Annotated in this window: 12 protein-coding genes and 2 tRNA genes; 7 read left to right on the plus strand and 7 right to left on the minus strand. The window is 38.0% G+C overall.

What is annotated here, in order from left to right:
* Positions 1–181: 181 nt before the first annotated feature.
* The 7 genes from EJF25_RS12065 to prmC all read right to left on the minus strand — a co-directional run bounded on the left by EJF25_RS12065 (position 182) and on the right by prmC (position 4,350).
* Positions 182–265: transfer RNA gene (locus EJF25_RS12065), tRNA-Leu, on the minus strand.
* Positions 266–282: 17 nt separating this feature from the next.
* Positions 283–355, minus strand: a tRNA-Gly gene (locus EJF25_RS12070).
* Between the two features lie 92 nt (positions 356–447).
* Positions 448–1,788 carry an argininosuccinate lyase gene (gene argH, locus EJF25_RS12075; RefSeq protein WP_125041337.1) on the minus strand — a complete coding sequence of 447 codons (1,341 nt, stop codon included), beginning with the start codon at positions 1,786–1,788 and terminating at the stop codon, positions 448–450.
* A 23-nt stretch (positions 1,789–1,811) separates the two neighbouring features.
* On the minus strand, positions 1,812–2,216 hold the full coding sequence (locus EJF25_RS12080; RefSeq protein ID WP_125041339.1) for an SRPBCC family protein: 405 nt from the start codon (positions 2,214–2,216) through the stop codon (positions 1,812–1,814).
* Between the two features lie 100 nt (positions 2,217–2,316).
* Positions 2,317–2,955, minus strand: a complete 639-nt coding sequence (pyrE, locus tag EJF25_RS12085) for an orotate phosphoribosyltransferase (protein ID WP_125041341.1) — start codon at positions 2,953–2,955, stop codon at positions 2,317–2,319.
* 79 nt (positions 2,956–3,034) lie between these two features.
* Entirely contained in the window at positions 3,035–3,517 is a 483-nt protein-coding gene (locus tag EJF25_RS12090) for a regulatory protein RecX (RefSeq protein WP_125041343.1), read from the minus strand.
* Positions 3,514–4,350 carry a peptide chain release factor N(5)-glutamine methyltransferase gene (gene prmC / locus EJF25_RS12095; protein WP_125041345.1) on the minus strand — a complete coding sequence of 279 codons (837 nt, stop codon included), beginning with the start codon at positions 4,348–4,350 and terminating at the stop codon, positions 3,514–3,516. Before prmC ends, EJF25_RS12090 begins: the two co-directional genes overlap by 4 nt.
* 50 nt (positions 4,351–4,400) lie before the next feature.
* Here prmC and ribD point away from each other — a divergent pair, with 50 nt between their 5' ends.
* From ribD to murI, 7 genes are all read left to right on the plus strand, one after another.
* Positions 4,401–5,447 carry a bifunctional diaminohydroxyphosphoribosylaminopyrimidine deaminase/5-amino-6-(5-phosphoribosylamino)uracil reductase RibD gene (gene ribD / locus EJF25_RS12100; RefSeq protein WP_200832904.1) on the plus strand — a complete coding sequence of 349 codons (1,047 nt, stop codon included), beginning with the start codon at positions 4,401–4,403 and terminating at the stop codon, positions 5,445–5,447.
* A 134-nt stretch (positions 5,448–5,581) separates the two neighbouring features.
* The gene (bamI, locus tag EJF25_RS12105; protein WP_125041347.1) at positions 5,582–7,066 is read left to right on the plus strand and encodes a BamI family beta-barrel-assembly machinery protein; all 1,485 of its coding nucleotides are present in this window, start codon (positions 5,582–5,584) and stop codon (positions 7,064–7,066) included.
* Between the two features lie 14 nt (positions 7,067–7,080).
* Positions 7,081–7,815, plus strand: a complete 735-nt coding sequence (locus tag EJF25_RS12110; RefSeq protein ID WP_125041349.1) for an isoprenyl transferase — start codon at positions 7,081–7,083, stop codon at positions 7,813–7,815.
* A gap of 30 nt (positions 7,816–7,845) precedes the next feature.
* Complete coding sequence (locus tag EJF25_RS12115) at positions 7,846–10,488, plus strand: BamA/OMP85 family outer membrane protein (RefSeq protein ID WP_125041351.1); 2,643 nt, start codon at positions 7,846–7,848, stop codon at positions 10,486–10,488.
* A 24-nt stretch (positions 10,489–10,512) separates the two neighbouring features.
* Positions 10,513–11,028 carry an OmpH/Skp family outer membrane protein gene (locus EJF25_RS12120; RefSeq protein WP_125041352.1) on the plus strand — a complete coding sequence of 172 codons (516 nt, stop codon included), beginning with the start codon at positions 10,513–10,515 and terminating at the stop codon, positions 11,026–11,028.
* Between the two features lie 56 nt (positions 11,029–11,084).
* Complete coding sequence (locus tag EJF25_RS12125; protein ID WP_125041353.1) at positions 11,085–11,600, plus strand: OmpH/Skp family outer membrane protein; 516 nt, start codon at positions 11,085–11,087, stop codon at positions 11,598–11,600.
* A 103-nt stretch (positions 11,601–11,703) separates the two neighbouring features.
* Entirely contained in the window at positions 11,704–12,546 is an 843-nt protein-coding gene (gene murI / locus EJF25_RS12130) for a glutamate racemase (protein WP_125041354.1), read from the plus strand.
* Positions 12,547–12,549: the final 3 nt, after the last annotated feature.

Consider the following 12,549-nt stretch of genomic DNA (forward strand, 5'->3'; position numbering starts at 1 on the left):
CAACATAGTATCTACCACTTTCATACGCACTTCTGGTTTACATCTTGGTTTACATAAGTTTCATTAATCAGACTAGAATCCAGCTTAAACAAAGACCAGAAACAGGATAGATCCTGACAGGTACATAAACAAAAAACTCCATAAATCAAAGATTTACAGAGCTTTTAATCAAGAATACTCGTACTCGAAGCGGGACTTGAACCCGCACAGCCGCAATGGCCAAAGGATTTTAAGTCCTTCGTGTCTACCATTCCACCATTCGAGCATCCTTTCAAAGAAGAGAGCGGAAAACGAGACTCGAACTCGCGACCCTAACCTTGGCAAGGTTATGCTCTACCAACTGAGCTATTTCCGCGTTTTTTCAACGGGTGCAAAGATAAGGAGATTAGTTCTTTCTGCCAAATCTTTTTGGAGGAAAGTTTAAAAACAATCCTCCAATTTCTCATTTTATCGACCAAGAAGAGCTTTTTCGGCTGTTTCCATACCAAAAAAATTAAAATCTTCGACCACTTGTTGCATCAAAGCTGAAATTTCAGCATTGCAAAGATTACCAATACTACCTTCATGTGTATGATGAACCTCTTTACTATGAGTAAACTTACCAGCTTCAATATCTAAACCTACTTTTTTATATGCATCACGAAAAGGCACTCCTTCCCGAGCCAATCGGTTTACTTCTTCAACGCTAAAAATCAGAAGATATTTATCATCATCCAATATATGCTCATTGACCTTAATTTCTTCCATAATATAGGTCGTCATTTGCAAACAATCTTTCAGTTCTTGGAAAGCAGGTAAAAAGACTTCCTTGATAATCTGCAAATCACGAAAATAACCGGAAGGTAAATTATTGGCGATCATCATTATCTGCTGAGGTAATGATTGCAACTTATTACATTTGGCACGAGTCAACTCAAATACATCCGGATTCTTTTTATGAGGCATTATACTAGAACCAGTCGTACATTCATCCGGCAATTTCACAAAACCGAAGTTTTGGCTATTGAACATACAGGCATCAAAAGCAAGCTTGGAAATAGTTCCAGCAATAGAGGCTAAAGCAAATGCCACATTACGTTCCATTTTACCACGCCCCATCTGTGCATATACTACATTATAATTCAATGAATCAAAACCAAGTAATTGAGTTGTCATCGTACGATTCAATGGAAACGAAGAACCGTATCCGGCAGCAGAGCCTAATGGATTGCGATTACACATCTTAAATGCAGCTTGTAAGAAAAGCATATCATCTACCAAACTCTCAGCATATGCACCAAACCACAAGCCAAATGAAGATGGCATTGCAATCTGCAAATGTGTATATCCCGGCATCAGTACATTCTTATAGCGTTCACTTTGACGAATCAACACATGGAAAAGTTGCTCTACAGATTCTGCAATTTCTTTAATCTGAGTACGTGTAAAGAGTTTCAAATCAAGCAAAACCTGGTCATTGCGAGAACGACCACTATGAATCTTCTTCCCAACATCCCCCAAACGCCGCGTTAACATCAATTCAACTTGCGAATGTACATCTTCTACTCCTTCTTCAATCACAAAATCACCTTTTTCTGCAGAAGCATAAATATTTTTTAGTTCAGCAAGCAACTGAGTCAATTCTTCCTTTGTTAGCAGCCCGATGCTCTCAAGCATCGTTATATGCGCCATCGAGCCCAACACATCATGTTTAGCAAGATAGAGGTCCATCTCACGATCACGTCCTACCGTAAACCGTTCAATATCCTTATTCACCTGAACGGATTTTTCCCAAAGTTTTTGTGCCATATATATAAGAAGGTGTTTCTTTATCAATAATTAATGAGTGACAACATTTCAACCATCTTTTCCAATCCTTCCTGAAGAGGTTTCTGTACCATCGCTTTCATAAAAGGATTAATTTCCATACTAATGGTTATTTTAATATTACACTCCCCTTCACCTATAGACATCAACTGAATCACAAGGCTGAAAGGAAGCGGAGAATTAGTGGTTTCCAACTTAATGTAGTCACATGGTTTACGCTCCACAATCTTCAAAATCAATTGTCCTACCGGAGCCACACTGAAACTAAGCGTATCAAAACTCATGTCTTTCACCTTATCTTCCGGCAAACGGTCTTTAATCTTCTCTAGATTACTGAGATCGGAAAGTTTCTCATACACACGTTCCTTACTATAAGGAATGACCTTTACACTACTCTCAAAATTAGTCATATATACCTGATTTATAAAAAACAAAGAAAGAACTATCCGAATAAAAAACTACCCAGATGGTTCTTTCCCACATTATACATATTTTTATCAAAAAGATACTTTATTTTCCTGCATCCCAATGGGCCGGATCTTTACGCCACTCATTCAGCGTTGCAATATCTTCTTCTTCAATATAGCCTGTGCGAAGTGCTACATCGAGCACTGCTTCATAATTACTCAATGTCACCAAAGGAACTCTTGCTTCTTTAAATGCCTGTTCCGCAACCGGAAATCCATAAGTAAAAGCAGCAATCATACCAATTACTTCACAACCGTCACGACGAATAGCCTCTACAGCTTTCAGACTACTACCTCCGGTAGAAATCAAATCCTCTACAACTACAACTTTCATACCTGGACGAAGTTCTCCTTCAATTAGATTCTCCAATCCATGATCTTTAGGAGTAGAACGAACATATACAAACGGAAGATTCAACGCATCGGCCACCAAGGTTCCCTGAGGAATAGCACCTGTAGCCACACCTGCAATCGCATCTACTTGTCCAAATCGTTCTAATACCAAACGCGTAATTTCAACCTTCACAAAATTACGTAGAGAAGGATAAGACAGAGTTTTACGGTTATCGCAGTAAAAGGGGGATTTCCATCCGGAAGCCCATGTAAAAGGGTTGGCTGGTTGAAGTTTAATTGCTTTAATCTTCAGTAGTTTCTCCGCGAACAGTCTCTCTAAGTTTTTCATAACTAAACTAACTATTAATTATTCGCTGCAAAATTACGGAAATAGAATGAAATTAAAAAGAAGAAATTCGTTTATTTTTTCATTCTTCGTATACATCCTCTTCCGATACTTCTATGCAACGTTTGATATCTTTTATCTCAAATCCACGACTTATGGCAAAGCGAATGAGTTTTTGGTTCAGTTCGTATTCATCCTGTGCATGAATACTCTTACGTTTGGATGCTAATAATCCCTTTAATGTCAAAAGATATTCTTCTTCATCAATCTCATTCAAATAACGCCAAGCTGTATCTGAAGGAATCTTCTTCATATAAAGTCCCTGGGCTATTTTCACTTTACCCCACTTTGCAAACCGAAATTTATCTTTGACAAAAGCACGACAATACCGTTCATCATCAATATATTTTTCAGTTTCTAGCTGATGAAGGATGCGGGCGATAGCTTCATAAGCAATTCCCCATCGTTGTAATTTATCATTTATCTCTGCCCGACAATGTTCGGCAGAAGAACAATAGGAAGCAACCTTATTTAAAGCTTCCTCTTCAGTTATTTGTGCACTCATCGATTGGCTGTAACTATTCTATCATTTTCAAAAATATCCTTTATAACATGTATATTATGATAATGGTTCATTTCCAGTAAGCGAACCATTTCCGCTCCATAAGCCTGATTGATTTCGAAATAGAGTTTTCCTCCCTGGTTTAATAGCTTTTGTCCCAGCACTACAATATGGCGATAAAAGAGTAACGGATCATCATCTGGCACAAACAAAGCCAAGCCTGGTTCCCATTCAAGTACATTCGGATCCATATCAGCCTTTTCTTTTTCCGTCACATATGGAGGGTTACTTACTATCACATCATACCGTTGTGTTTCTGACACAATATCAGACAGCACATCTTGCCTTTCAAATACCACCCGCCCGGACAAACGTTCATTATTCCAACGTGCAATTTCTAATGCTTCTTCGGATATATCCCATGCCGTAACCATAGCATCCGGCAACTCTTTTGAAAGAGAGATTGAGATGCAACCACTTCCGGTTCCTATATCCAATATACTTTTAGCTTCCTGATTCTCCTTTATAATCAAATCAACAAGTTCACCCGTTTCCGGTCGAGGCACTAATACTCCAGGAGCTACCCGAAACTGCCTTCCATAAAACTCAGCAATTCCACGAATGTATTGTATCGGTTCATTTTTCTGCAAACGGAATATAATGTTTTCTAATTTACGCTGTTTGCATTCGGATAAAGTTATATCTTTGCCCATGTAAATATCAAGCGCATCGAACCCTAATATATCACAACAAATTAGCATCGTAAGAGTTTTTACCTCTTCCGGTGGATAAATATCCTTTAATGATAGACGGATGTATGCAGTGATATGGTTCATGTTTACATTTTGGGAGTGCAAAATTAAGAATAATAAATCGAAGACCATCAATGGAAGAAGAAAAATATATAAAACGCTGCATTCAATTAGCGAAAAATGGTTTGTGTAATGTAGCACCAAACCCAATGGTAGGTGCCGTCATTGTGTGCGACGGACGTATTATCGGTGAAGGATATCATATCCGTTGCGGAGAAGGCCATGCCGAAGTCAATGCTATACGTTCCGTAAAAGATACCTCCCTATTAAAGCGGTCGACTATTTACGTTAGCCTGGAACCCTGTTCACATTATGGGAAAACGCCCCCATGTGCAGATTTGATTATCGAAAAACAAATACCACGTATTGTTATCGGTTGCCAAGACCCATTTTCGGAAGTATCCGGACGTGGAATTAAAAAGTTACGCGAAGCGGGACGAGAAGTCATCGTGGGAGTACTAGAGCAAGAATGTAAACAACTGATTCGTCGTTTTATTACACTTAATACGCTTCATCGCCCTTATATTACACTCAAATGGGCTGAATCTGCCGATCACTTTATCGACAGAGAACGAACAGACGGAATTCCTGCCGTCCTTTCCTCCCCCCTTTCGACTATGTTGGTACACAAAAAAAGAGCAGAAAATGATGCTATAATGGTGGGCAGACGAACAGCAATATTAGATAATCCTTCCTTAACTGTCCGTAATTGGTATGGAAAAGATCCGGTGCGAATCGTTTTAGACCGCACGTTGTCTCTACCCACTTCTCTCCATATATTAGATGGAAACGTAGCAACTCTCATTTTTACAGAAAAGGAGCATCCAAGCCAACACAATCTTACGTATATCAAAATTGATTTTACACAGGACATCCTACCACAAATAATGAGTATTCTGTTCCAACGTAAGATACAATCAGTACTAATAGAAGGGGGAAGGCAGCTATTGCAAGCCTTTATCAACTCCAATCTTTGGGATGAAGTTTTTGTAGAACAGTGTCCTACCATGCTACATTCCGGTGTTAAAGCACCTGAAATAAGCAATAATTTTAGTTATTCAGTAGAAACGCACTTCGGCAGGACGATTTTACATCATATCCACGAGAATAAGCTAAAATAGTCCTATTCAAGGAGTTTTAGGTCGATAAAATCAGTTTTATTATCTATAATTTTATATAAAACTTGCCTAGAATGTTCTTTATCGGGAAAAATGTTTCTATTTTTGCAACTTGTAAATAAACACAATCTTTCAAAATGAGAATAAAGTTTTTATCAATCATTGCGAGTCTTTTCATGGTGTCATTCGTTATAACGTCATGCTTTGGCGACGATAACGATGTAGAATATAGCCCGGATGCGACTATACATGCGTTTGAACTTGACACTATTTATGGTATCAACTATAAATTCACAATAGACCAACAAAAAGGTGAAATCTATAATGAAGACTCACTACCAGTACATGCTGACACTATTATCGATAGAATACTTATCAAGACTTTGACCACTGCATCGGGAATCATAACGATGAAGAACAAAGATGATCAGGATTCAATCATTATTATGGACGGTAATCAAGTTATGGATTCAATGGATTTAAGGAAGCCTGTTACTTTGAAAGTCTATGCTCCAGATTATCAACAAACTAAGACTTATACTATTAATGTACGGGTACATAAATATGATCCCGACTCTTTGAGTTGGAACTACATGGGAGGAATTGACAATACTATCACCGGAGAGCAAAAAGCAGTTATTCTAGGTGATGATATTCTCAACTATACAATACTTAATAATAAATTAAATGTATTTTGGAGACAAATCGGAAGCAAATCTTCATGGACTTCAGCCTTAGTAGAAGGTGATATTTTCAATAACACCCTTCCAACATCCATATTATCCTACGATGGAAAGTTGTATGCTACTTCAAGCACCAATGATGGAATTGTTTATGAATCTACTAATGGAACAACATGGACTGCATCTGAACTTTTTAGCAATAGTTCTGTGAACCTGCTCCTTGCTCCGTTAAGCAATAAAATTACATTTATTGAAGCGATCAACGGTAAAAAATTCTTCAATTCAACAGATGAAATAAAGAAGGCAAAAATTACAGATGAAGAACAACTCCAAGAAGTTCCTAAAGATTTCCCAATTGGTAATATATCTTATACTACTTATTCTACAGCAACAAACCTTGAAGGAATTATGCTTATTGGAAAGTATGAGAATCAACCTACAGTAGGAGACAGCAATACAAAAACAATCGTTCCATGGGGATATATGGGAGACATTTGGGTATCTTTTGCTCCCAATAATACTACCAGTAGTTGCCCGGAAATAGAAAATCCATCTATTATTTACTATAACGATCAGTTCTATATTTTTGGAGATGGATTTAAGTCATTCTACGTTTCTAAATCCGGACTTGCATGGAAAAAAGCTACTAAGTTTTCTTTCCCGAATTACAACTGGAGTGCAAGTGGCGTTATTCTCCGACCTACGATTGATGATCCGGAATTCAGAGGTAGAAAGAATTATGCAACTGTACAAGACACCAAGAATGAATATATATATATTCTCTTCGGCAGTGAAAGCGGTATAACATTTTCCGAGAACATAAAAGTTGCAGGAAGCAATACTCTAGTAGACAGAGGTCCATACAATCATGATTCAGAAGTATGGCGCGGTCGTTTAAACCAACTTTGGTTCGATCTTGCCAAATCTCCTAAACAATAATTTAGACGTTTGCCATGTCCTATATAGAGCAAATAGACAAAACTCGGATACCCAAACATGTAGCTATCATTATGGATGGTAACGGACGATGGGCTAAGCAACAGGGGAAAGAACGTACTTTTGGTCACCAGGCAGGTGCAGAAACCGTACAGAACATCACCGAGGAAGCTGCTCGTTTAGGAGTTAAGTATCTGACTTTATACACTTTCTCTACCGAAAACTGGAATCGGCCGCAAAACGAAATCGCAGCTTTGATGAATCTATTATTGAATTCAATCGAAGAGGAAACACTAATGAAAAATAACATTTGTTTCCGCGTCATTGGCGACTTCGAGAAATTACCAACAGAGGTACAGGATAGTTTATCTGCCTGCATAGAGCATACAAGTAAAAATACAGGAATGTGTCTGGTTCTTGCTCTTAGTTATTCTTCCCGCTGGGAAATCACTGAGGCAGTCCGGCAAATTGCAATACAAGTAAAAAGCGGCGAGATTACTCCCAAACAAATAACAGATGAGTATATTCGTTCTTATCTGACAACTAGTTTTATGCCTGATCCGGATCTACTGATCCGAACAGGTGGAGAGATCCGGTTGAGCAATTACCTATTATGGCAATGTGCTTACTCGGAACTTTATTTTTGTGATACTTTTTGGCCTGATTTTAATAAGGAAGAATTCAGAAAAGCTATTTATGAGTACCAACAAAGAGAACGCCGTTTCGGCAAGACAAGTGAACAAATCAGCTAACATAAATTGAAACATCAAATTATAAAATAAATGCATTATCGTATTTCCTTTATATTCGTAACGTTTATCTGCCTGTTCTGCTTTGCAGCAACAGGTTTTGCGCAGAATGCCAACACAGAAGAAGACTCTAAGCCGGTTATCTTATACTCCGGAACTCCTAAAAAGTATGAAATAGCAGACATTAAAGTCGAAGGCGTGAAGAATTATGAAGATTATGTATTGATTGGTTTGTCCGGTCTTTCAGTCGGGCAAGTAATCTCTGTTCCTGGTGATGAAATTACAGGTGCCATCAAAAACTATTGGAAACATGGTTTATTCTCGGACGTTCAGATCACCGCCGAAAAGATTGAGGGTAACAAAATTTGGTTAAAAATCAATTTGACACAACGCCCCCGTATTTCTGATATACGCTATAACGGAGTGAAGAAGTCCGAACGCTCCGATCTGGAAGCCAGGGTGGGCATGGCAAAAGGTATGCAGATTACTCCGAATACTGTAGACCGTGTCAAAATATTGATTAAACGTTACTTTGACGACAAAGGATTTAAAAACGCTGAAGTAATCATCAACCAAAAGGATGATCCAGCCAATGAAAATCAAGTGATTGTGGACGTAAATATCGACAAGAAAGAAAAAGTGAAAGTACACGAAATTCAAATTGTTGGTAACAACGCTATTAAGACATCCAAACTAAAACGGGTTATGAAGAAAACGAATGAAAAAGGTAAACTTCTCAACCTGTTCCGTACCAAGAAATTTGTACCGGAAAACTATGAAGCTGATAAGCAGTTAATCATAGACAAATATAACGAATTGGGATATCGTGATGCTGTAATTACGAAAGACAGCATTTCTCAATTTGACAACAAGACCATTAATGTCTACATGGAAATAGACGAAGGTCAAAAATATTACCTTCGCAACGTTACATGGGTTGGTAACACTCTTTATGCATCAGAAGTTTTAAGCGAATTGCTCCGCATGAAGAAGGGTGATGTATATAACCAGAAATTATTGAACGAGCGTGTATCTTCCGATGAAGATGCTATCGGTAATCTGTATTATAATAATGGCTACCTGTTTTATAGCCTTGACCCGGTTGAGGTAAACATCGTAGGTGACTCTATCGACCTTGAAATGAGAATTTATGAAGGTCGCCAAGCAACCATCAATAAAGTAAAGATTAGTGGTAACGACCGTTTATATGAGAATGTAGTTCGTCGTGAACTTCGTGTCCGTCCGGGACAGTTATTCAGCAAAGAAGACTTAATGCGTTCTTTGCGTGAAATCCAGCAAATGGGACATTTTGACCCGGAAAATCTACAACCGGATATTCAGCCGGATCCGGTAAATGGAACAGTAGACATAGGTTTACCATTGACTTCTAAAGCCAATGACCAGGTAGAATTCTCTGCCGGTTGGGGCCAAACAGGTATTATCGGTAAATTGAGTTTGAAGTTTACAAACTTCTCAGTTGCCAACTTACTGCACCCGGGAGAGAATTATCGCGGTATCTTGCCTCAAGGTGATGGTCAGACATTGACTATCAGTGGACAAACGAATGCTAAATACTATCAATCTTATAGTGTTTCGTTCTTTGATCCATGGTTTGGTGGCAAACGTCCGAATTCATTCTCTTTATCAGCTTTCTTCTCCATACAGACTGATATTAGTGATCGTTATTACAATTCTAGTTATTTTAACAACTATTACAATTACATGTCTTACGGTGGTTACGGTTACAATTACAATAACTACAACAGCTATGAGAATTACTATGACCCAGATAAATCCATTAAGATGTGGGGACTTTCTGCCGGTTGGGGTAAACGTTTGAACTGGCCGGATGACTTTTTCACCCTTTCTGCAGAGTTAGCTTACCAACGCTATACATTGAAGGATTGGAGATATTTCATCGTACAGAATGGTAAATGTAATGACCTTAGCCTCAACTTAACATTAGCCCGTAGCTCTTATGATAGTCCGATTTTCCCACGTAGCGGTTCGGATTTCTCATTATCTGTTCAATTAACACCTCCGTATTCTTTATTTGACAGAAAAGATTATAAGAGCTATTATAATGCAAACGGTTCGGTAAGTTCTCAGGAAAATGCAGATAAACTCTATAAGTGGGTGGAATATCATAAATGGAAGTTTAAAGCTAAAACCTATACTTCATTAATGGATTACCAGAAATTCAAAAAACCTCTGGTATTGATGACACGTACTGAATTTGGTTTGGTAGGTCACTACAATAAATACAAAAAATCTCCATTCGGAACATTCGACGTAGGTGGTGACGGTATGACTGGTTATTCAAGCTATGCAACAGAAAGTATTGCTTTGCGTGGTTACGAAAATAGTTCATTGACTCCATGGGGAGAAGAAGGTTATGCCTATGCACGTTTAGGTCTTGAATTAAGATATCCGCTTATGCTTGAAACAAGTACCAACATTTATGTGTTAGGGTTCTTAGAAGCTGGTAATGCATGGCACGATGTCAAGAAGTTCAATCCGTTCGACTTGAAACGTTCTGCCGGTTTTGGCGTACGTATCTTCCTGCCAATGGTTGGTATGATGGGTATCGACTGGGGTTATGGTTTCGACAAGATTAATGGTTCCAGAGAATATGGTGGAAGCCAATTCCACTTTATTTTAGGACAAGAGTTCTAATTATATCATTAAAAACTAAACGTTATGAGAAAGTCTATTCTATCTATCATGCTACTGTTTGCCATCAGTATGGCAGCCAGTGCACAAAAGTTTGCACTGATTGATACGGAATATATTCTCAAGAATATTCCGGCCTATCAAAGCGCTAATGAGCAATTGCAAGAAGCTACGAAAAAATATCAGGCAGAGGTAGAAGCCATAGCCAAAGAAACGCAAAAAATGTTTCAGGATTATCAGGCAAAAGCAGCGACTCTCTCTGCCGATCAAAAGACTAAAAAAGAAGATGAAATCGTAGCGAAAGAAAAAGCTGCAGCTGAATTGAGACGTACTTATTTCGGTCCGGAAGGTGAACTTGTAAAAATGAGAGAGGAGTTAATTGCCCCTATTGAAGATGACATTTATGATGTTGTGAAAGAGCTTTCACAATTACATGGATATGACCTTGTTATGGACAGAGCTTCTGCAACCGGTATCATTTTTGCAAACCCACAAATAGATATAAGCGATGAAGTATTGAGAAAATTAGGATATTCAAATTAATTTCATACATTTGTATCGGAAATAACTAAAAAATCATTCAAATAAATAATAGAACTATGCTAAAAAAAATTGCACTTGTAATGTTGCTTGCACTTCCAATGGGTGTATTTGCACAAAATTTGAAATTCGGTCATGTTAATGCTCAAGAGATTATTACTGTGATGCCTGAATTTACTCAAGCTCAGACTGAGCTCCAAACATTAGAAAAACAACTCTCTGACGAATTACAAAGATCTAGCGAAGAATTCAGCAAAAAATATCAGGAATTCCAACAAGCAATGGCTAAAGATTCTCTTCCTGCCAACATTGCTGAAAGAAGACAAAATGAACTACAAGACATGAGTCAGAAAATAGATCAATTCCGTCAAAAAGCAATGCAAGATATGGAGAAAGCACAAAGTGACAAGATGGCTCCAATCTATAAGAAGTTAGATGATGCCATTAAAGCTGTTGGTGCTTCTGAAGGTGTGATCTACATTTTCGATCTTGCCAGAACTGCTATACCTTACATTAATGAAGCACAAAGCATTAATCTTACTCCAAAGGTAAAAGCACAATTGGGCATTAAATAAGCAATAAGCTAAAAAATACCAAAAGGGAAAGGGAAAAGAAGTATATACTTCTTTCTCTTTCCCTTTTTTCATGTACATTTGCGTATATAAATTCCAGTTTGTCATGAAAGAACATCTATCTCATACACCAGGTCCAATCGGAGTATTCGACTCCGGATACGGCGGTCTTACTATCCTTAACAAAATAAGAGAGGTTCTACCTGAATATGATTATATTTACTTAGGAGATAATGCACGTGCTCCCTATGGCAGCCGTTCTTTTGAGATTGTATATGAATTTACTTTACAGGCCGTTAATAAACTATTTGAGATGGGATGTCATTTGGTTATATTAGCTTGTAATACGGCCTCTGCTAAAGCCCTTCGAAGTATACAAATAAACGATCTTCCGAATATTGATACAGAACGACGTGTTCTTGGGGTAATCCGACCTACAGCAGAATGTATAGGCAATATTACTCAAAGCCGACATATCGGTATACTGGCGACAGCAGGTACTATTAAATCCGAATCTTATCCATTAGAAATACACAAACTATTTCCGGATATCCATGTAAACGGACTAGCTTGCCCTATGTGGGTACCACTGGTTGAAAACAATGAAGCGCAAGATGTAGGAGCAGACTATTTTATCCAAAAATACATAGATCAACTATTGCAAAAAGATTCCCAGATCGATACTATAATTCTAGGCTGTACCCATTATCCAATCTTATTTCCCAAAATACGGAAGTATGTACCAGAACAGATTCATATAATTCCTCAAGGAGAATATGTAGCCAGAAGTCTCAAGGATTATTTAAAAAGACACCCGGAGATGGATGCAAAGTGTACCCAAAACGGCAACTGCCAGTTTTATACAACAGAAGCAGAAGAGAAATTTATCGAATCGGCTACCACCTTCCTGAACTGTCCTATCGAGGTTCAACGAATTTCATTAGAATAAATA

The organism is Bacteroides faecalis (assembly GCF_003865075.1).
Classification (GTDB): Bacteria; Bacteroidota; Bacteroidia; order Bacteroidales; family Bacteroidaceae; genus Bacteroides; species Bacteroides faecalis.